The organism is Paenibacillus sp. Y568, assembly GCF_059445545.1.
Map to the genome: position 1 here is coordinate 84,179 of NZ_JCAIUM010000011.1, position 20,874 is coordinate 105,052.

General features: G+C 41.0%; 17 protein-coding genes. 4 read left to right on the top strand and 13 right to left on the bottom strand.

All coding sequences use genetic code 11. The annotated features are described in order from the left end of the window. Positions 1–222: 222 nt before the first annotated feature. Positions 223–855, bottom strand: coding sequence for a Vat family streptogramin A O-acetyltransferase (locus AC1D7X_RS16405; RefSeq protein WP_495475651.1), 633 nt, complete (start codon positions 853–855; stop codon positions 223–225). A gap of 51 nt (positions 856–906) precedes the next feature. Continuing rightward, positions 907–2,322 (bottom strand): MocR-like pyridoxine biosynthesis transcription factor PdxR, encoded by a 1,416-nt coding sequence (gene pdxR / locus AC1D7X_RS16410; protein WP_495475652.1) that lies wholly within the window; start codon positions 2,320–2,322, stop codon positions 907–909. Positions 2,323–2,434: 112 nt separating this feature from the next. On the opposite strand from pdxR, the gene AC1D7X_RS16415 reads away from it, so the two are divergent. Next, the gene (locus AC1D7X_RS16415) at positions 2,435–3,436 is read left to right on the top strand and encodes an aldo/keto reductase (RefSeq protein WP_495475653.1); all 1,002 of its coding nucleotides are present in this window, start codon (positions 2,435–2,437) and stop codon (positions 3,434–3,436) included. Positions 3,437–3,532: 96 nt separating this feature from the next. Here AC1D7X_RS16415 and AC1D7X_RS16420 read toward each other — a convergent pair whose 3' ends face one another. The 3 genes from AC1D7X_RS16420 to AC1D7X_RS16430 form a co-directional block, all read right to left on the bottom strand. Further along, the gene (locus tag AC1D7X_RS16420; protein WP_495475654.1) at positions 3,533–4,606 is read right to left on the bottom strand and encodes a phosphotransferase enzyme family protein; all 1,074 of its coding nucleotides are present in this window, start codon (positions 4,604–4,606) and stop codon (positions 3,533–3,535) included. 152 nt (positions 4,607–4,758) lie between these two features. Next, positions 4,759–5,394: a DUF8580 domain-containing lipoprotein gene (locus tag AC1D7X_RS16425; protein ID WP_495475655.1), complete on the bottom strand. Its 636-nt coding sequence runs from the start codon at positions 5,392–5,394 to the stop codon at positions 4,759–4,761. Between the two features lie 315 nt (positions 5,395–5,709). After that, positions 5,710–6,189, bottom strand: a complete 480-nt coding sequence (locus AC1D7X_RS16430) for a GyrI-like domain-containing protein (protein WP_495475656.1) — start codon at positions 6,187–6,189, stop codon at positions 5,710–5,712. A 109-nt stretch (positions 6,190–6,298) separates the two neighbouring features. Between AC1D7X_RS16430 and AC1D7X_RS16435 the strand changes: the two genes are divergently transcribed. Further along, positions 6,299–7,267 (top strand): helix-turn-helix transcriptional regulator, encoded by a 969-nt coding sequence (locus AC1D7X_RS16435; RefSeq protein WP_495458382.1) that lies wholly within the window; start codon positions 6,299–6,301, stop codon positions 7,265–7,267. Between the two features lie 108 nt (positions 7,268–7,375). Here the strand turns inward: AC1D7X_RS16435 and AC1D7X_RS16440 are convergent, their stop codons facing one another. Together AC1D7X_RS16440 and AC1D7X_RS16445 are read right to left on the bottom strand one after the other, a co-directional pair. Then, the gene (locus AC1D7X_RS16440) at positions 7,376–9,967 is read right to left on the bottom strand and encodes a glycosyl hydrolase (protein ID WP_495458383.1); all 2,592 of its coding nucleotides are present in this window, start codon (positions 9,965–9,967) and stop codon (positions 7,376–7,378) included. Between the two features lie 303 nt (positions 9,968–10,270). Further along, a complete protein-coding gene (locus tag AC1D7X_RS16445; protein WP_495458384.1) occupies positions 10,271–10,801 on the bottom strand; it encodes a GNAT family N-acetyltransferase in 531 nt (176 codons plus the stop codon). Between the two features lie 559 nt (positions 10,802–11,360). On the opposite strand from AC1D7X_RS16445, the gene AC1D7X_RS16450 reads away from it, so the two are divergent. Beyond that, positions 11,361–11,522 (top strand): aspartyl-phosphate phosphatase Spo0E family protein, encoded by a 162-nt coding sequence (locus tag AC1D7X_RS16450; protein WP_495458385.1) that lies wholly within the window; start codon positions 11,361–11,363, stop codon positions 11,520–11,522. A gap of 117 nt (positions 11,523–11,639) precedes the next feature. Here AC1D7X_RS16450 and AC1D7X_RS16455 read toward each other — a convergent pair whose 3' ends face one another. The 6 genes from AC1D7X_RS16455 to AC1D7X_RS16480 all read right to left on the bottom strand — a co-directional run bounded on the left by AC1D7X_RS16455 (position 11,640) and on the right by AC1D7X_RS16480 (position 19,716). Next, entirely contained in the window at positions 11,640–14,168 is a 2,529-nt protein-coding gene (locus AC1D7X_RS16455; RefSeq protein ID WP_495475657.1) for a beta-mannosidase, read from the bottom strand. A gap of 30 nt (positions 14,169–14,198) precedes the next feature. Next, positions 14,199–15,881, bottom strand: coding sequence for a glycoside hydrolase family 2 protein (locus tag AC1D7X_RS16460; RefSeq protein WP_495475658.1), 1,683 nt, complete (start codon positions 15,879–15,881; stop codon positions 14,199–14,201). A 271-nt stretch (positions 15,882–16,152) separates the two neighbouring features. After that, positions 16,153–16,947, bottom strand: coding sequence for an SDR family NAD(P)-dependent oxidoreductase (locus AC1D7X_RS16465; protein ID WP_495458396.1), 795 nt, complete (start codon positions 16,945–16,947; stop codon positions 16,153–16,155). 223 nt (positions 16,948–17,170) lie between these two features. Next, positions 17,171–18,190 (bottom strand): helix-turn-helix domain-containing protein, encoded by a 1,020-nt coding sequence (locus AC1D7X_RS16470; RefSeq protein WP_495458388.1) that lies wholly within the window; start codon positions 18,188–18,190, stop codon positions 17,171–17,173. 119 nt (positions 18,191–18,309) lie between these two features. After that, positions 18,310–18,519 (bottom strand): hypothetical protein, encoded by a 210-nt coding sequence (locus tag AC1D7X_RS16475; RefSeq protein WP_495458389.1) that lies wholly within the window; start codon positions 18,517–18,519, stop codon positions 18,310–18,312. A 261-nt stretch (positions 18,520–18,780) separates the two neighbouring features. Next, positions 18,781–19,716, bottom strand: coding sequence for a stalk domain-containing protein (locus AC1D7X_RS16480; RefSeq protein WP_495458390.1), 936 nt, complete (start codon positions 19,714–19,716; stop codon positions 18,781–18,783). 294 nt (positions 19,717–20,010) lie between these two features. On the opposite strand from AC1D7X_RS16480, the gene AC1D7X_RS16485 reads away from it, so the two are divergent. Continuing rightward, positions 20,011–20,760: an SDR family NAD(P)-dependent oxidoreductase gene (locus tag AC1D7X_RS16485; protein ID WP_495475659.1), complete on the top strand. Its 750-nt coding sequence runs from the start codon at positions 20,011–20,013 to the stop codon at positions 20,758–20,760. Positions 20,761–20,874 lie beyond the last annotated feature (114 nt).

Consider the following 20,874-nt stretch of genomic DNA (forward strand, 5'->3'; position numbering starts at 1 on the left):
AAAACAATTGACGTTGAACGGTTGGTTACTCATGTAATCAACTATACATGATTTGGCAATTATTGTCTATCACCACTGCGGCCCAAATAAACGAAAATAACCCTCTACCTCAAGAAGAGGCAGAAGGATGCCGAATGTGACCACCGCTAAATCGGCGATGAGATATATTAGGGCTTACTGAATGGTCAATACAACACTGATGAAATTGCTCATAATAAGCTATTACAATTCCTTGATTTTTGTCAGATCGCCACTACATAAAGTCTCGAGATTATCAAAAATTTTACGAGCAGGCCAATTCCACCATTTAATGGAAAGGAGATAATTGATGAGTTCGTCATCAAATCTTTTCTTAATAACTTTGCAGGGATTCCCGCCTGCAATATAGTACGAGGGAACATCTTTTACAACGACAGAGTTGGCTGCAATGATGGCTCCATCGCCAATATGCACACCGGGCATTACAGTGACATTTTGACCAATCCATACATCGTTTCCAATGACAGTGTCACCTTTAAGGGGTAAGTCTGCCAGCGTTGGAGTCGATTTCTCCCATCCATTGCCCATAATGTTAAATGGATAGGTAGTGACACTGCTCATTCTATGGTTTGCACCATTCATCACAAATTCAATACCCTTTGCTAATGCGCAGAATTTTCCGATAATCAGTTTATCTCCAATAAATTCATAGTGATGTGTCACACGTTCTTCAAACTTCTCAGCACCGTTTATATCGTCATAATAGGTGTATTCACCGACAGTAATATTTGAGCGCGTTACTACGTTTTTAATATAGCATATACTTTTAATTGCCTCATTTGGGTAGGTTGCATTAGGATCAGGTCCATATTTCATAGAACAGCCCTCCTTCGTGTTATAAAAAAAATGAGAATAAAATAATTCCTATTATGAACGTAATTCAGGTGATAGAAATTGATGTAATCTCTCGATACCCAACTCGATATTATCTTCGCTAACGTTGCCGTATCCTAATACAATTTGATGGCGACGATGGCCTTTAACCTGGCAATAATCTTCTACAGGATGTACGTTCACCCCGTATGAAACGCTATTGTACCAGTCCACCTGATTCTTTATCGTCGGGAACTCCACACGTAGATACATCCCAGCCTCGTCACCTTTCACCACGACATGCTCCCCGAAATGTCGCATCAATGTATTGATTAATAAACTGCGTCGATTCCGGTAAATCATTCTCATCTTATGGATGTGAAGGTCTAATCGACCATCCCGCATAAACCGAGCAAGCGCAATCTGGGGAACGTTAGAGGTGCGGTGATTCAGCTCTTCTCTATATTCCACAAATGGCTGTACTTGGTGTCGAGGTAATACCAAGAAACCTAGACGCAGACCGGGGGCAAGCGTCTTACTGAACGTCCCCACATAGAAAACTCGGTTTGGAAGCAGCGAATACAGCGGCGGTATGGGGACTCCCTTCAGACGGAAGTCTCCATCGTAATCATCTTCGATGATATAGGAATCAGTTCTCTCCGCCATACTTACCGCATATTGCCTTCTTTGAATCGATAATATGCTGCCGGTTGGAAATTGGTGGGATGTTGTTAGAAGAAGCAAATGCCCGTTCATAGTCATATCAAGTTCATGCAATTTCATACCGGACTCGTCAACATCCACTGGCTTAATCCGATATCGATACTGATTAAAAATATGACGAGTGAAATCGATCGTGGGATCCTCCAAGTATATGGAATGATAGCTCCTCCTCATGAAGCTGGCAATCAATGAAATGCCTTCTGAGGAACCGGAGACGATCATAATTTGCTCTGGAAGACACTGCATCCCTCTCGTTCTATACAAGTAGTCAGATATTTCCTTTCTGAGTTCCTCTTCACCTCGAATGTCGCCATAATCAAAAGTTGCACTCGTGGTATTCTCTGCAGCTGATTTCAAATATTTGGCCCACAAAGCTCGAGGAAAGTTCCTTATATCCGGTGCACCCGTATCGAAATCAATGTTCTCCCCGCACTCAGATCGAGTCGCTAGGATCAGAGCGTGACTCTCCATCGTTGAAAGTTCTACAGAAGAGGTAGTAACGACAATATCTTTCGCTATATAAGTACCGGAGCCAGCTTGACCTATCAAGTAACCCTCAGCGGTCAGTTGTTCGTAAGCGTCAATTACTACGTTCCGGGCAATGCCCAATTCTTGTGCCAACTTTCGAGTCGGAGGAAGTCGCATGCCTTCCTTGAGCTCTCCTCTTTCGATTTTATGACGGATTTGGTTGCACAGTTGCATCGTCTTGGACATGGGCGACACGGGTTCAAGGTAAATCCCGAGCATTTCTTCCCTCCCTCCTGCCAAATTGGTTCCTTAAAATTTAACATTAATGGCTCTTATTATTACCAATTTCCTTTATTATACTGAATTCAAGCAAAAGAAAGGGGAATTAAAAATGAACAAGAGAAAAATAAAAGTAAACACAGAAATTGAAATCAGTCCTGTTGGATTTGGTTGTTGGGCAATTGGAGGGCCATTCTTGCTGGACGGACTGCCAGATGGCTGGGGTGACGTGGACGATACTGAGTCAATCCGTGCGATCAAGTCTGCTTTGGAACACGGTGTGAACTTTTTCGACACTGCTGACGTATATGGAACCGGGCGAAGCGAAGAGGTGATCGGTAAAGCTTTAAAGGGGCAGCGGCATGAGGCGGTGATCGCTACCAAATTCGCATTTACTTTTGATGCTGCCACACGCAACGTATTTTCGAGGGTCGATGTATCTTCGAACTATATTCGTTCAGCTTGCGAGGCTTCTCTCCAACGTCTTGGAACCGATTATATTGATTTGTATCAGATTCATGCCGGTGGCATTTCGCTCGAAGAGATTCATATCGCAGTGGAAACATTAGAAAAACTTCAAGAAGAGGGATGGATTCGTTCATATGGGTTCAGCACATCGGAGATCGATCGAGCCAAAGTGTTCGCAGAAAAGTCTTCCGGCGTTTCCATTCAACACCCTTTCAATGTTCTGCTTGGGGATTCAGAAATGATGGCACTGTGCGAACGGTACCAGTTAAGCAGTATTAATAACGCTCCGTTGGCTATGGGTCTTCTGAGTGGCAAATTCAATCAAGATTCACGCCTATCGACTGACGACGTTAGAGGAAGCAAGCATGAGTGGGTCCACTATTTTAGAGATGGCAAGCCGAGAAAGGAATTGCTGGAAGCCCTCGATGCGGTGAAGGAGATCCTTAGTTCAGAGAACCGAAGTCTGGTACAAGGGGCGTTGGCCTGGATTTGGGCAAAAAGTGACAGAACCATCCCGATCCCAGGGTTGAAATCCGTAAAACAAGTGATTGAATCCGCGACAGCAATGAAGTTCGGTCCGCTTACGCAGGCGCAAGTGAGCGAGATTGATGATATTATCGAAAACTCTGGATTACGGATCTTTTGACGAGATTATATTAGTTCAATCAGCAGTGGCCAAGGGTTCTATGCTAATGATAAGTCACGGAATCCTTGGACTATTGAAATCTTACCGATCTATAGACTAAATCTTCCGCACCTCATACTCAAAGGGTTCTTCACACGAGTAAATGTCATGGAAAAGTCCCACATACGGGATATCGTCTTCCATACATTTTATGTGATAGGACAACTCTTCATCACACGCTGGATCTTCTCCATTGTTCCGCAGCACTTCGAATGTATCTACTATATTTTCAACGAGGGTTGTTTGAATGAATAATGACAACTTATCCAACATCGAATCATCAATCTCGGTCTCGGATTTGTATCCCTCGAGTACTGTATTAAAATAATCCTCCATAAACTCTCTACGTTTCTCGGCGTCTTGTTCAAATTGTATCCAGCCCACGCCATGTGTCCATAGATTGGCTAGGTCATACATATACCAACAGAAACATGAATTATCGAAGTCAAAAACAGTGATGTTCCCTGTATCAAAATCTATCATATAATTCCCATCGCTGTAATCAAAATGAACCATACCATAAGACTCGCGATTCTTCTCCAGCTCTTCTAAAGTATTGATGTGTTCTACCAGCTTCTTCTTCAGTAGAGATAACGAGTCGGGTATCAGTTTATCGATATATTCTGCATTGTATTTATCACCAAAACTATACCGACAATGGACAGGAGTATATTCTTTCGATAATTGGTGCATTTTTCCCAAGACTTTACCACAGTTATAATAGTACTCAGTAATAGGAACTCCTTCCCGATACTGATAATGATTTTCCACGAGCATTTTTCCCCCGGCCTTTTCAAACAGGCAGACAAAAAAGGTATGATTATTATGTTGTATCTCTTCCAACAGATTCCCATTCTTGGAGGTAACTACATTCGAGACACTGCTGCCATGCTCGTATAAATACCTAATATATTCAACTTCACCCAGAAAATCTGCCCGATTTCGGTCATCTAAGAAGGCAATTCTAATTATTTTTGCCCCAGCGTTCTCCTTCTTACAGTTATAAGCGACATTCCTCCCACCTTCATGTGCAGGGATTAACTTTATTTCATAGCCTTCTAACTCGTACAACTCCGATATTAATGGAAGTAAATGTGCATCACCAATTTTAACAACTTCGTTATAAATCATAGCATCTCTCCTTTTGTTCCATACGGGATGCGGGATGTACTTAATCTTTAACCCAATTGGTTTGAGACATCAAGAATGAAAATATAGATACAGTTTAACAGCTTCTACTGATAAGACTCGAGAGTAAAAATAATTATAAATAAATTATCCCATTATGAATCACTTTGAACCGTTGATAATGAAACGAACACCGGAGCGGCAAAATCCGAAGCTTCCTCACCTTTTGGATTGTGAAGATGGAACAGGAAAGCCTCCCCTGCTTCTGACTTCCACACGATATAATCGTGAATCCCTTCACCACTCGAGACTTGAAGATAGATCTCGGCGGAACCTAGGGGATGTTCGACAAGCTCACCACTATAATCGGATACTTCCCCGAACTCTTTCAACTCTTCTTTTCCTGTAGTCTCAAGCTTCGCTAAATCATAATTTGCAGGAAGCGATTCGATATCGACATTGTATTCTTGGTTGCTGGTAAGAAACAGGCGTCCTTTGGCCGCGTCGAAATCAAATTTATCGAATACGTATAAGGAAAATCCTTCTCCTTGATGCAATGTGGCCGTATATGATTGGTTCCCCTCACCCGTCATCAAATCAAAAGTTTCAGTCTTGGGACGCTTCATATCGGGAGTCTTCTCGTTCTCAGATACAGGAGCCGTGACCACTTCATTATCCGGTGTTGAAGGCTCAGGATTGGCTGCAGGGTCAGTTGATCCAGAGCATGCTGATAGAGTTAGAACCATAACAAAAATCGAGATTTTCATGACAGCAGAATACTTTAGATACACAATTAATCACGCCTTTCTATAGATGTTTTAGTTGGTCCATTGAGTACTGTTGCGGCAACATCATGTTGACTTCGTTATATAAATATGATTATTTATGAGTTATTACCCAAATGAAGGGATTAGAACCGAAAACTCTGGACCCATAAGGTAAAAAACAGAATCTTTCATCAATAATAAAAAAAACCACTGATTCAACTTCAAACCAGTAGTTTTAAAACTTGAATTCATCGGTTAATCCCTTGATCCCTATAACTCTCAGTGCACACCTTAATATTATCCTTTAAAATTCATGCTTATAAGACATGTTTATCCCTCTTATTTCCTTACAACAGGAATCCACATCTCACCAAAAATCAAACCATCTCGCTGTCCCATCTCAACCGTTGTATTGGGTCCCCCGACATAGGCAAAATTCGTTGCTTCCGGCAAGGCTTGACCAAAGGCTATGCCAGCGAGCTTGTTAGTCAACTCAGCAGACGTTTCCCCTTCGCCTTTAACAACAAGATAGTCTCCTTTAGGAAATTGGATAACTCTCGATTCTTCAGATACCGATGCCTCTGTCATGACACCAGCATAATGCATCATCTTGTTATTTACCGCTTCGTTCACGGCAAATATGTAGTCATTTGTAGCTATGGCCTTTAAAGTGTCAAGCCTTCCATCTTGTTCGACGGCGCACCAAAAGTCTGCTTTCTCCTTATTGATGCCCGCATAGTCTGTGTAATCGCTCTTAAGCTCCGTTCCAATACCTAGAACAATAAAGCTGTCTTTTTCTTCAAGCGTATAATTGGTCATGTTCAAAACCTACCTTTTTTTAAAATTTATCAAACGATTTGTCTTTTCACTTGATAGGTTTATAATATCCTTAAATCATGTCAAAAAATGATACTGTTTAGGGGATCCTATGAAAAAAGTTGAACGGATTAACATCATCATGCGGTATATTAACAACCGCGCTCACTTTACCATTTCTGAAATCATGCAAGAATTTAATATCTCTCGCTCGACAGCTATTAGAGATGTCAGAGAAATTGAAGCTATGGGGATGCCGCTTGTCGCTGAAGTTGGGAGGGATGGGGGTTATTTTGTCATGAACAACTCTGTTCTGCCCACTGTCCGCTTTACCGACAATGAGATTAAAGCTCTATTTATTGCCTTTATGGCGACAAGAAATCAACAACTCCCTTATCTAAAGAGTCGACAGTCATTATCTGAAAAATTACTTGGCCTCATCTCAGAAAATCAACAAGATGACCTTGTTCTTTTAAATCAAATATTGCTTTTTGAAGGAACCAACCCTCATAATCCCGACCTTCTTGATCTGTCCGACCTGCCCCATCCTATGTTAGAAAACCTCATCCAAATCCTACTGTTGGACAGTTATATATTGGTTACCATCACAGAAGAAAAGGAATTAAAGTCTTATCCTATTTATCTCTTGCACCTTTATCGTGAAAAAAGCTTATGGCTAATCGAAGGCTTTGATTTAGAGGAACAGAGAAGAAGGATTGTTCCTGTCGACAATCTCACCGATGTAAAACCCTACCCTACAAAAAAGAGAGTAAGTAAGAAAAAGATTGTAGAACAACTAAGCAAGCAGGAAGAAGTCATTAACCTTATCCTTGAACTTGGTCCAAGAGCGATTGCCCAATTCAAAAAATACCATCCTATAAGAGTTTCGATTGCCTATACGAATCCTTACCAAACCACAGCCATTCTAAAGACTTTTATCAATGTTCATCTTTCAGAAGAAATAACCGAAATCACCAATTGGCTTCTATTCCTAGGTGAAGATATTAAAATCAGGGAAGTGCCAGCAGAAGTCTTAGCAACTTTACAAGAAAGATTAGACTTCTACCTCCACGTGCCATAACTGCTCCATGGGAATGGTGTCCAAAAGAAATTATATGTTCCCTAACACAACAAAAAAAAGGGTTGGAGCAGGGTGAAAACCCCGATCCGTCCCTTCTTCCTCACTTCGTTACGGCTCAATTCCCCATACAAGCTGACCGTTCAAATAGCCTGTAACCTGTTCATTATTTACGAACTGACTGCTGGAAGACTTAAATGAGTAATCATCAGCCTGGTTGTAATTGGACCAGTTGGTTTTGGAGAATCGGGCTTGAATTTCTGCACTTTGACCCGGATTAAGCGTTCCAGCTGAACTCGTAAAACCAATTTCTAGAACATAATCGGCTCCGGTAACCGGAGTCATCAGTTTCACGAAATTACTGGTTACATTCGCACTCCCGATACTTGCCCAGTCGGACCAGAAACTCTGTGGGATTTCCCCGTCAATCGTATAATAATAACGAAGTTTAACATCACTTAACTGAATTGCCGAATCACCATTGTTGATTACTTTGAATTTCGGTGATATTCCGTTAGTGGAGGCACTTGTGTTGCCATTGAAGGCTTGGACCGTTATGTCTCCCGCTGGTACAGCAACACTGCTGTCCGCTACATTCACGGATAGAACAGCGTTATTTCCTCCGCTGAAATGAAAGGTTAACACATTCTGGCCCAGCGGCAGCGTAGAAAGATAGGATTTGTTCAAGACGACAGTAGCGCTTGATGCCGTATAATCCTGTCCAGATTGAAGAGTAACATTTCCATTCGATATGCTTGTAAGCTGCTGTCCATTTAAGGTAAGGGATAGAAAAATATTCTGTTGCAGATTCGCCGCTTTATCAAATGTCGCATTCACGGGCGAGATCGCAGCGCTTGGTGTTGAATCGACAACTTCGACTTTTAATATGGGGTCTTGTCCTTGATTGAAATCAAAAACAATCGAGTGCTCGCCCACTGGAAGCGTGGCAAGGAACTCTTTTTTCAGCAGCAACGTACTTCCGCTCAAGGTATAATCCTGCGTCAAGGTCAATGCAGTGGCTCCTACTCGAAGAGCGCTTAGTGTATTACCGTTAACATTTAAGGATATGACTTTGTCAGTTTGATTGGATGCATACTTGTCAAATTCGATGTTTGTAGGAGTGATCGACGCATTTGGCGTTGGATTGTTGACCTTTAAATTGGGTAACTCATCTAATGTGATGACATAATTACTTTGATAAAGTGTTGTCAGGGTGGCCGGATAGTTGAAGGCGGAACTCATAAGATGTTCACCATACCATGGACAATAGTAGAGCCATCCCGATTTTTCCTCTGTCAGATTCTGTACACTTGGTATCGTATCGTTCTCGGTCATGGCAACCATTTTCGTACCGTCGGTTAGATCAACAAGCTGATAGAAGATCGAGGTAATGGCATCCTCATTGGGGACGCCAGACAGACCGTCATAGCGGTTGTAGATCGTATTGTATTTATCATAGCCGACAATATCCACCTGATCGTTGCCAGGATACCATGCTGGAGAAGTGCTGTACACGTAACTGTTATAGGTCCAGATCAAGTTGTGTAAGCCGTAGGTTTCCGTTAGTTCGGTATAGAGCAGATCCCATAGTTGCTTGTACACATCTGCACCTGCCGATGCCCACCAGAACCATGCGCCTTCGCCATTCAGCCCACCGTTACCTTCCGCCTCATGATAAGGACGGAACATCACCGGTACATTATTATCTTGCAGAATCACCAACTGTTCCGCTAGATCCTCAATGGTCATCATCACATATTGATATTCTTTCGTACCAGGAACCACAGCATTGGCAGTATTAAAATTGGTTTCGGTTGGCTTGTAAGTCGCTTCCTTCCAATCCACAAAATCTCCGAGCTTATATGTGGTGAAATTTCGGGGCACATTGATATGCCAGGAAGCAGTTGCGATCCCTTCTCGGTTATTCACCCAATCGATCATCCGATCGGTTGTGCCGTCTTCCCAACCATACAACGGATTATAGTTCATTAAGTCAAACCCACGGATGGCTGGGTACTTTCCAGTTAAATCGTAGATCCAATCAAACTCCAACTCAGAATCCCCGTCATTTCCGCCTCCATATATCTCCTGCTGGCCGGAGATAATTTGGTTGCCGTAAACCTCCGTTAAATAATTCATCAAAATCTGGGTTTCCGGTGTGGCTTGAGAATCTGTGAGGACAGGCTGCACATCCAAGGGATCAAGATCGGCATAATCCACAGTGAAGGTGTCAAAATAAGCGAATCCCCAACCCGCCTTCAATTGAATGGTGTTGCTTCCTTGATTCAGTTTTTGAAAGCCAAAATCGAAATTTGACCACGTAGTCGTGTACGGTAGCATATACGAACCCTTAGTAACGCCGTTTACTGCTAAACTTTGAAGTCTGCCGTCAGGACTCAACTCCTGCATATATCGAGTGGAGATCGCATACATGCCGGTTTCTGGGACTGTCACTGTGAAAGTTATAGTACCGGAATTCTGCATCCAGACAAATCCGCTTCCGGAGAATCCGGGCTTAGGTTGTCCATAAATTTGTGTCACCACTTGAAGATCTGAGGTGAGCTGAGCGTTCTCGCTTTCAATCGTGAACAGTGCAGGTGCCGTGTCTGCATGAACTGGCGTTGCCAACATTCCAAGTATCATAGTAGATACCAGAGAAAGTGCAAGCAACATTGCGTTTGCCTTTTTGATCGATTTTTTCATTTCCATCGTTCCTTCCATATTGAATAGATAAATATTAATGCAATCTACCAAGTTATGGACGCGCTTTCATAGTTAATATAGCATGCGTGCCATATTATGTAAATATATCCATTTTCAAAAGATAAGAAATCCTTTTCACCACAATCGCTCTGTTCTTGCGCACTCTTTTTTCTCATCGTTAACCACCGAATTTACATATCATGATTCCCGCAAAAAAAGAACGAGTCCCTATTTGGCTCGCCCTTATTGGTAAGAGAAGTTGCTATATAATTGTACCCGATAAACGCTATGCTTCCTTTTAAGTTAGTATGGAATGGTATCTTCTATTAATGTTTTGGTATTGTTCTCCCAGTCTTCCCTTATCATTGCATACCCAACAGAATCAAATAATTGTCCATTTTGTCTCCAAGATCTACGGTTATAAGATTCTTTTACAAATCCGCTATTAAGGAACGTTCTTCTCATCGCAAGATTATCAAATCTAGTATGACCTTCGATTCTAATAATATGAGAGTAATTATTGAATACATGTGTACTTAACCAATGAAGGACATGCTTTGCTATTCCTTTGCCTCTAACGTTTTCTTTCAATCGCAAATCGAATACACATACGGGATCTTCTAAATCAAAAATCCTTATCAAACCAATCTTTGTATCATTATCCATGATCCAAAATGTCTGATTTTCATTTCCATTATAATTTCCGTTGGCTAAATTTTTTCTTATAGACTCCGCAGTAGGATTCTCTTGTCCATGAAAGCTCCATGTTTCAGATGTTAAAAAATCTACTAATTCATCAACCATGTTATTTTCAAACTCTAAGTAGCTGTACATCGTTGATCTCTCCTTTGAATTGCTATCTTCAATTCATTAGATTAAGAAAAGTTCTTGTTAAACTATATCTACTGACATCAGCACTTGCACTTGCTCCATCGTTTCAATAATCCAAGCCACACGCTTGTATCGATGATTATACAACAAAATAGCATTTTCTAAAGTCCATATAAGATTTTTAGAGGTTTTCTGTATATTTTGTTGAATATTAGGAGATGGTGGTGGTTTGTGATGAATTAGATGATAAAATATAACAAATTAATATAAATAATGAGCGATTCCGACCCGTTTCAGAAATGAACGCTGAGGGTACCCGTTATAGTTGGAGAACACGTATCACGAGTAATCAATTTATTCATTGAAATAATGGCCACTTGGGTTATATAACCTCTGTGGTCATTCCCTTGCTGACCCTTAATCACAATTATCCGCCTGATGAGTCTAGAACGGAATAGACGAAACCTACCGTTATCTTTTGGTTGGTCGCGGAGATCCGCCCCACGGTCGCAGTGCACGGCGAACGTATTATATAGATATTTGATCTTGGGAGCTGTTCAATTTGGATAGAATTATCCAGAGAATTGAAGAACTCCGGTTAGAGTTGAATAAACTATCTATGATTAAACGTCTAGCTGACCGGGAAATCATCGAAACTAGCCAACATCTAGATGAAGCGTTGAATCAATACTACATGTTATTAAAACAGAAAACGGTTAATTGATAGACGGGAGTCGCGAAAGCGGCTCCTTAACTAATGTATTCCTCTTAGCTAAAAAAAGGTTAAGCAGTTCATTATTGAACTGCTTAACACCTTCACCTTCACTTTCATATACAATCGCTATTTCGTTTCCAAATGGATAATTTCATTTAAAGTTGATATGCGTAGTGACTCCCATAACAAGGGCGATTCTTCTAAATGCCCTATGTTCACCGTTATGGTCTCTCCCGGTAACAGATCAAAATAATTGTCGCTGAATGTAACCATGTCTTGAGCTATTTCCAAACGGACACAACGGGCGAAGCGATCCGCACGGATTGTCACTTGATTCCTCTCCATACTCACCTCAACTTCAAGCTCAGTTAGTAGCAGGCGCACTTCCTTTTGCTCAATTAGATGATAGGTGTTATCCCTTGCTTTCCCTTGCTGTGACCGGAGCAATACGACAACATCTCCAGCTAAATACCCGTTTAACGCCTCCTTCTCCTCCAGTTGCCCAATTTGACTTGCCGATTGTGCAGAAAGACTGACTGGAATTTCAATGCTGAATACCTCAATCCCTGTAAAATCATATACGGCTAGCTCAATAACATCCTCATAGGGCTCAAGCAGATCATTTACCACCCATATTTTCAAATCTTGTCCTCGATCATGGTTCAGGGTCAGCAACACGTTAGAAAAGAATTTCTTAGAATAGTAATAGGCGGCTTTTGGAATGAGATCGTAATCAATGACGGACCAACTCGTCCCTGGCCAACAATCATTCAATTGCCAATAGATCGCACCGCTTGTCACAGGCATATTGCGGCGATAGTGCTCAATTCCATATTTCAGTCCCTCTGCCTGTGTAAGCATGGAGAACATCAAGTATTGTTCAATATCTGCTGGAATGCCCGTGTAACCCTCCATTAGAAGTATCCCCTTCGGTCGGTGGAAATCTTTGTTACGGTACTCCATTTCATCGCTACCCCAATAGAACTTACCTTCAGGAATATGTCGCTGTAGCGTATGACGGCTGGCAGAGGCATGCATTCCGAATTCACTGATGAACAAAGCCTTATCACTTTTAAAATGCTTAAAGCTAACTCCTTCAACGCTGTAATCTGTGACCGTACGTTCTCCAAATTTCCGAGGGTAAACATTGCCGTGCCAGACTTGCCAGTTATGTCGGTCCCCCACGCTGTCATCATTGTGGTCGTTACCTCCATAAGGTGAGCTCGGCCAATACAATCTCGTTGGGTCCAGCTCCTTCAGAAGCTTTGGCATTAATTCGTGGAATATTTTCTCGCCATAAAAAGGAGTCTGTTCGATACTATGATCTGCATATTTAAACTCATAACACCAATCGATTTCATTGTTTCCGCACCAAATCGCTATACAGGTATGATTGCGCAGACGTTTCACGACTTCTGTAATTTCTTCACTGACATTACGCATGAAATTCTTATTGAAATCAGGATATAACGCACAGGCAAACATGAAATCTTGCCATACGAGTAGCCCTTGACGGTCACACTCCTCATAGAAGATCTCTTTTTCATAAATTCCACCAGCCCATACACGCAACATATTCAGGTTGGATTCCCGAGATAGTCTGATCAAGTGACGGTACCGTGAATCTGGAGTTGCCCCGAAGAAGCTATGTACAGGGATCCAGTTCGCTCCCTTTGAGAACAGACTCACTCCATTCAATACAAAAGTAAATCGGTTATTTCCCTGCTCGTCCTTCTGAAGTACTTCAATCGTACGAATTCCGAAATCTTTAACATAAGTATCGAGAAGCTCATTATCCTTCCACAGTTCCACCTCAAGTTGATATAAATGGGGTTCGCCCAAATCATGAGTCCACCATAGCTTAGGATTCTCAACCTCTAAACTTATTTGGATGTGTTCACTGGTTACAGCATGGCATTTCTCCAAGCGGCTATCTCGATCGTTCAAACGGATGATCACCTGTAAGTAATCCGTCTCTACAAACGTTTCAATCTTCACATTCACCTCAAGATTAGCAACGTCTTTCTGAAGATTCACAGTCCGGGCAAAAATATGATCTAGCTTCGCCATCTTCCTTCTCTCCAACCGAACGGGCTGCCAAATTCCCACAACTACAAGACGTGGACCCCAGTCCCAGCCAAAATGCATTTGTGCTTTACGCACCCAGATACGCTCCTTGGCATAACTGGAATAAAAACCTGGATTCTGTTTTTTCTCCGCGATGTGCTTGGACAGTGGATCTAATTTAACCGCAATGACATTTTTTCCATCTCGAAGTTCTCGTGTGACATCAAAGGTATGCCCAATAAACATATTCTCTGTGCTACCGATTTCGATACCATTAAGAAATACCGTTGCATAAGTATCTAAGCCTTCAAATGTCAGCTCACATCTCTCGCTACCCTCTAGATCCTTGTCCCATATGAGGTTTGTTCGGTACCACCATACTTTTTCTTCTATCCACTGACACTTAATATCGTTATGTCCTACGAACGGATCCTCAATCAGATTCTTTGCCAGTAAGTTGGAATGAACATCTCCCGGTACTGAAGCCGCTATCCAAAAATGATCAATATAATCCGGGTGCGCAATCTCCAAATCGCGGACTTCTCCTACATTGAATCCTTTTAACTTCCAGTTGTTAGTTATAATCAAAGTCCACTACTCCCTTATTTTCGATTGAACTCAGTGATTGGATGAAGTATACATTTTTTTGACGATCTCATACGCTAGCTTGGGTCGCCGGTAAACATCCACAATTCCTTTAAGATTCTGTGTGGTCACTCTCCATAAAGGTCCAACGATTTCTTCAGTTACTCGACAGTCGCTGAATTGCCAGATGTACATTCCCGAGATAAACTCTCTGCTAAGATACGCCTTCAGATTTTCTTCAATAATATCGGATTGGCGCTCTTCTGTTCCTTTGACACGATTAGGCATTCTATATCCATACACAGCGTCCCCGCCGAATTCACTCATAATCATTGGCTTGCCCAAGCCACCTGCCGCATCTGCCCAGCTCCGAGCTTGCTCGCACAGTTCCCCTGGGTCTTCCGGACCGTACCAACCCGGGTACAGATTAAACGATACAATATCAGCCAGATCAAAACATATTTCCCTCTCGCGATGATGGGAGGCAAAGGTTAGCGGACGGCTCTGGTCCATCGACCGGAGCTGATCCAGCTGCCGTTTGTAATGAACTTTTCCTTCTTCACAATAACTCGCGCATTCATTCAGTATGGCCCAGATGATAATCGAAGGGTGGTTAATATGCTGTTCAACCATTTCACGGTTGACATCCTCACACTGCTGGATGAAATTCGGGTTGCGCATTAGCTCAATCGTCAAGCCCCGCGCGTGATTCTCTTCCCAGACATAGAATCCACGTTCGTCACACAGATCAAGAAATAGCTCATCATTCGGATAATGACTTGTTCTGACACTGTTGCAGCCCATATCGGTCATCAAATCGAGATCATGAACCATTAGTGAAAGTGGAAAAGACGCGCCAATGCTGCCATGATCCTCATGACGGTTGAATCCTTTTAATACGATATCCTTACCATTGACTTGTATCTTGCCGTTTAATGTTGTGATCTCACGAAAGCCTACCCGTTCAATCAAATCATCCACTACTCGTCCGTCAACGTTCAGACTTAGCTCAACTTCATAAAGATTGGGTTGCTCGTGACTCCAGCTGTTAACATCTGGAAAAGCATATTTACCTTCAATAAAGGAAGACGCATTGGACGTGAGAGTCAGTAGCCCTAAAGAGAAATTCAAGCCCGCGGCTTGTCCCTCTATGGATACTGTTTGGCTATCGGAGGAAAGATTGCGGACATGAGCACGAATACTCGCATACCAGATATCATTTTCAAAAGCTGGTATTACTTCCATCCGCTCAATATAAACGTCGCCAAGCATTTCAAGTCCGACGGGCCGAATCATTCCCCCGTAAGTGTAGTAATCATTGTGCATATGAAGGGAAGATCCTTCATGAAATCCATTGTCAACACGCACCTCTAACTCATGGAAGCCGGGCTGTACTTTCTTAACAATAGCTGAGAAGGCTGTATAGGCATTATAATGATTAGCTACGTGCTCTCCGTCAAAGTATACATCTGCCGTGTGGCTGACTCCTTTGAAAATGAATCTTAGGTTGGTTTGCTCATCTACACGTATACTCTTCCGGTACACTCCTTTGCCCCGGCAACTCGACAGCTTCGGATTCATTTCCCATCCACCTGGTACTGCCAAGCGGTATTCACTTGTAGACTCATGTCCTTCGTCGGTTACCGTTCGAAAAGCCCAAGTTCCGTCTAGGGATTGAGACTTGCGAGTCCGGTTGGTCACAAATAATCTCATCATTGTTGCCTTCCTCCTTAAAATAACACTCTGAATCTGCTATTTTTTATTTCAATATATCTCACTTGATTTGTAATGTGAGGCTTGTTCAACTTTCATTCTAGTCATCAGGACTCTCTCAAAGTATAGGCTTTCATTTAGGAAATAAGAATGGAATGATGACATCTAAATATGGAATAATGCATGTTTTTAAGTGTTGATTGAATCCTACTACTATAGAGACAAATAAAAGAACCTTGAGAGTAGATTCAAGGTTCCTTTATACAAGAATATTTTAATAGATCATGGGTACCATTCCTCCATCCATACGAATAGGAGAGCCTTTAAATGCCGATGCATAAGGACTACATACAAATGTAGCTAATCTGCCTATTTCAATAGGTTTGATAAAGCGCTGAATTTCAGATTGAGGTAGGTTTGTGGTCATAAACCTTTTCTCTTTTTCAGAAAAAGTCATATCTTCGTTAGGGTACAACCCCTCAATGATTTGATACACATTTTCTGAGAGAGTTGGTCCTGGCATGATCGTATTGACGGTAACTTCTGTTCCTATGGTTAATTTAGATAAGGTTTTTGACAATGATAATAGCATGGATTTGGTCATACAATACTGTGGCATTTGCCCTGAAGGCATAATGGCTTCTTCACTCGCGATAAAAATAATGCGACCCACATCATTTTTCAACATTTTAGGTAAATAAAATTTAGATAATCCATTTGCAGCAAGAACATTCGTACGGAAGTATTTCTCCCATATCTCATCATCAACATCCTCATACTGCATAATTTCATAGATACCCATATTATTTACTAGAATATCAACATGGGGGTACTTCTCAAATAGCGCCTCTCTTTGCTCAATATCCACAATATCGGCTGTAGCGTTCTGCGGAGAGGTTGCCGGGAATTCTGCCTTAATTTCATTTACTGTTCGTTCTACCTCTTCATGATTCCGTCCGTTAATGAGTACGTGAACACCTTCTCTGGCAAGTTCAATGGCAATGGCCTTACCTATGCCTTTCGTTGATCCTGTCACTAAAGCTGTCTTATTGTTTAATCCCATATCCATAAGTTTAATAATCGCCTCTTTCATTCGTTAGTCATTCACGGCAAGCTGATTCAGGTCGATTGTCAAACAGTCTTGTATTCCGGATAGTGATTATATTACCTTCTTTAGATTGTACAGTAACTAGCACATCACGCCAATGTTCTTGTATAACACGCCACAAGATAAATCTTCTAAAGATCAGATACGATCTTTTGGTAGAGAATGGGTTAGGTTGAACTCTCTATTATTGAACCGTCGGCATTTCTAAATGTTCAGCACGCCAATTGGCTGGAGTATCACCCTCCCACAGGCGGAATGCGCGATAGAATGAGTTCTGGTCTTCATATCCAATCAAGAAAGCCACCTCTTTAATATCGAGTGAGGGATCTGCCAAATACTCTCGTGCCTGCTCATGTCTCGCTTGTGCCAACAGTTGCTTGAAGTTCGTGTTCTCGTCAGTAAGTCGGCGCTGCAAGGTGCGATCACTCATACCCATTTCCTTCGAGACAGCCTGAATGTCAGGACGACCTCCTGTTAGGCTACGTTTCATAATCCATTTGACCATCTCGGTATTGGAGCGACTGAGTTGCTGTTCATCCAACGATTGGTCTAACACGGGAGTCAGAATCTCCAGTAACTCCTCGTTGTACGAGACAAAGGGACGGTCTAGATCTTTGCGATGTAAAGTTAATCGGTTACACTCAGCACCAACCCGGATACGGCACCCGAAATACGATTCAAGGGCTTGTACATCTCCCATGGAATGCGTAAATTCAACTAATCGGGCTGTCAAAGGTTGACCTGTGCCCCGTCGTCCAAGCTCCAGAAGACATGCCAGCGTAATACCAACCAACAATGGCGGGCCAGATTGCTCGGAATCCAACCATTCCAGTTCGATTGTACAGTTCTCACCATTCTCGATGATACGTAAGCTTTCAGGGGGACATAGTTGTTTGTACCGAGCCATTCGGGTTAGAGCGTCTCGGTAGTCTCGAGCGTGGTAAGTTGCTAAAACGGTCGGTGGATACTGTGCTGTTTCAAATACAGTCACAAGCTTGATGATTCCTTCAGCAGTGTCACCTATGAGATCGGAATAGGCCTGCCAGATCGCTAAATATTGGGCGTTAGTGACTACTGCTCCAGTAATAACGGTGAGCGGCAGTTGTGCTTTGCGAGCTACGTCATGGGCTTGAATTCCTAATTGATGTAATCCAGCCCAGAATCCTGGTGGGACTTTAATACGCTCAGAGGTATGAGATTTCATACTATATGGACCTCCTTTAACGATATACATGTAATAAGCTACGAAACTTCATTAAAAAAATCATAACTAAAAAATGAGCAGGCTACCAGAGCCTACTCAACAATATAATTTATTCCACTTTATTTCAAAGGAATATACCTTGTGTCTCCAGTAAATAATTTGTCGGCAATTAAATTGCCATCATTATCAAAAGCCCTGATCGTCCATGTATTCTCTGAATATTCCTCTAGAACAAATAATACATAATGATCAGTAACCTCTTTTAAATGATAATCGCCACTATTAGCTTTTACATCATCGAGAGATAATTCATAAGTATCTGATGGCATGATTTCATCCATGTGATTTCCAATGGCAATATATTTGATATTAGAAACTTCAGCAGTTTTTATTGCTACTAAAAAGCTGTTATTATCACCAATCCCACTCGCATGAAATGGTTTACCTTCTTCTATTCCCCATATGTACCTCCATCATATCCATAGAGGACGAATCTCTTTAACATCACCTGGAATTGTATTTATTTCGTTAATATGTAATCCACTCATGAGGCTACCAAATAGAATCAAACCCAATAGTACCTGTTTAAGTTACTTATTAATCTTAAACGTCGTTTTTATAGTATTTATGTGGTTCCACATAGAAGCGTATTCTGCCTTCAACTTCTCATCATTTACACTATAATTCACATCTGATGGAGTGCTTAATAAGAAGACGTTATCGTCCTTTTCTCCAATCTTAGATATTTGAATATTCTGTTTAGCTAATAACCCGTCTGTATTCCATTTATCTTTAGTCCATATATGGATAGTAAATAATACTCCCACTTCTTCTTTATTTGCTATGTCAATAAAATTAATAATATTTGTACCTTCAACTACCTCATAATTCCCTTCCCAACTTGTAGGGAGTTTAAGAGTGAAATTGTATTTCTTATTTTCGTAAAGCATGGTTGGAGCTTCAGGAATAATACGATTATTTACAGCCCCGATATGAAGGTTGACTGTCGAATACGTTCTGAAATCCCCTGAACCCTCAGCAACAAAGGTTTCGGATTCGACTCCAAACTCATTTCCTTTTATGGAAACCTCCCCAACTTTTTCACTTGTATCATTGTAAAAAGATAATTTTGCTCCAACTATATTTTTCGAATTCCCTACACCTTCCATTTTTAATTGACCCGTAACTTTTGTGTTATTACCCACTTTAGTCAATATTAAATTACCAACAGATATTCCTTTATAGTCTGGATCCGTTAAGTCTAAGTTTCTATTTTTGACAATAATCTTTTGTGAATCCGAATCATAGTCGATGGTTCCGCCCATACTTTCAGCTATAAGGCGAATGGGTACATAAGCATGCCCATCTACATTCAGAACTTTGTATTCATTATTCAATGCAATATTACTACCATTAATTTCAAAGCTTGCTGGAAATAATAACGCTTGAATAGAATCCGAAGCAAAAGCAATCGATGAACCGGCAAAAAGTAAACCGCAACTTAGTCCCAATATAAATTTCTTCAAAACAACACCTCTTTTTCATTATTTATATCTACAGACGTTAAGTGTTTCAATAATATGTAATCCACTCATAAGGATACCAATTAAGTGAATATAAGGAGCACGTATATTATCAACCAAATAATAACACGTAGTTATTTTAAACCTCTGCATTAATAGTTATCTTACTAAATTTTAATGGAATAATACACCATTTTTATTTTTTTGGTTAATGCCTAATTTTATTTTCACTTTACAAAGTCATATAATTTAATAGTAAGAACTTAAATTATACTTCAATACAAAGGAGTCTTATAAATGAATAAAGTTGCGATTATTACTGGTGCTGGTAGTGGCTTGGGACAAGCAACAGCAGTACGTTTAGCTAAAGAAGGTGTTGACATCGTTGTAGTAGATGTTAGCGAAAAAGGCGGAAATGAAACAGTAGAAATGGTGAAGAAAATAGGAGTTGATTCTATTTTCGTCAAAGCTGATGTTTCCAAATCTGATGAAGTCAAAAATTATGTTGAACGAACTGTTGAACGCTTTGGGAAAATTGATTATTTCTTTAACAATGCTGGAATTTCTGGAAGTGGGGCATACTTCTTGGATTCTTCTATTGAAGAAATCAATCAAATTGTTGGAATCAACTTATTAGGTTCATTATATGGTATTCGTTATGTTGCGGAAGTCATGTTAAAGAATGGAGGAGGTTCAATTGTTAATACTTCTTCAAGTGCTGGTGTAATTGGACAAGATTCCGTTGTGACTTATTCTACTACAAAACATGGTATTGTTGGTTTAACCAAAAGTTTAGTAGCTGAATATGGTAAGGATGGTTTACGTGTCAATGCCATTGCTCCAGGCCCTACTGAAACCCCAATGGTTAAAGCCTTTTATGAAGCGAATCCAGACATGAAGGCCAATGCAACTAGCGGTATTCCTCAAAAACGATTAGGTACATCAGAAGAAGTAGCTGAACTGGTTACATTCTTATTAACTTCAAAAGCACAATATATTAATGGCGAAGTTATTCGTATTGATGGTGGATTTACAAACACGAAATAGTATCTGTATGAATTGAAAGAATGCTCAGAGCTTTTGCTCTGAGCTTCTTCTCTTACTGGATCAAATATAAGCCGACTTAAATATTTTTATCAGTTGTCGGAACTCTTACATACT

What these genes read in the sequence shown, in the direction of transcription:
- AC1D7X_RS16420 (WP_495475654.1), bottom strand. Translation starts at nt 4,606, where the DNA reads ATGATTTATAACGAAGTTGTTAAAATTGGTGATGCACATTTACTTCCA.
- AC1D7X_RS16415 (WP_495475653.1), top strand. Translation starts at nt 2,435, where the DNA reads ATGAACAAGAGAAAAATAAAAGTAAACACAGAAATTGAAATCAGTCCT.
- pdxR (WP_495475652.1), bottom strand. Translation starts at nt 2,322, where the DNA reads ATGCTCGGGATTTACCTTGAACCCGTGTCGCCCATGTCCAAGACGATG.
- AC1D7X_RS16465 (WP_495458396.1), bottom strand. Translation starts at nt 16,947, where the DNA reads ATGGATATGGGATTAAACAATAAGACAGCTTTAGTGACAGGATCAACG.
- AC1D7X_RS16485 (WP_495475659.1), top strand. Translation starts at nt 20,011, where the DNA reads ATGAATAAAGTTGCGATTATTACTGGTGCTGGTAGTGGCTTGGGACAA.
- AC1D7X_RS16430 (WP_495475656.1), bottom strand. Translation starts at nt 6,189, where the DNA reads ATGACCAATTATACGCTTGAAGAAAAAGACAGCTTTATTGTTCTAGGT.
- AC1D7X_RS16445 (WP_495458384.1), bottom strand. Translation starts at nt 10,801, where the DNA reads ATGTACAGCTACTTAGAGTTTGAAAATAACATGGTTGATGAATTAGTA.
- AC1D7X_RS16460 (WP_495475658.1), bottom strand. Translation starts at nt 15,881, where the DNA reads ATGATGAGATTATTTGTGACCAACCGGACTCGCAAGTCTCAATCCCTA.
- AC1D7X_RS16475 (WP_495458389.1), bottom strand. Translation starts at nt 18,519, where the DNA reads ATGCCATCAGATACTTATGAATTATCTCTCGATGATGTAAAAGCTAAT.
- AC1D7X_RS16405 (WP_495475651.1), bottom strand. Translation starts at nt 855, where the DNA reads ATGAAATATGGACCTGATCCTAATGCAACCTACCCAAATGAGGCAATT.
- AC1D7X_RS16435 (WP_495458382.1), top strand. Translation starts at nt 6,299, where the DNA reads ATGAAAAAAGTTGAACGGATTAACATCATCATGCGGTATATTAACAAC.
- AC1D7X_RS16470 (WP_495458388.1), bottom strand. Translation starts at nt 18,190, where the DNA reads ATGAAATCTCATACCTCTGAGCGTATTAAAGTCCCACCAGGATTCTGG.
- AC1D7X_RS16440 (WP_495458383.1), bottom strand. Translation starts at nt 9,967, where the DNA reads ATGAAAAAATCGATCAAAAAGGCAAACGCAATGTTGCTTGCACTTTCT.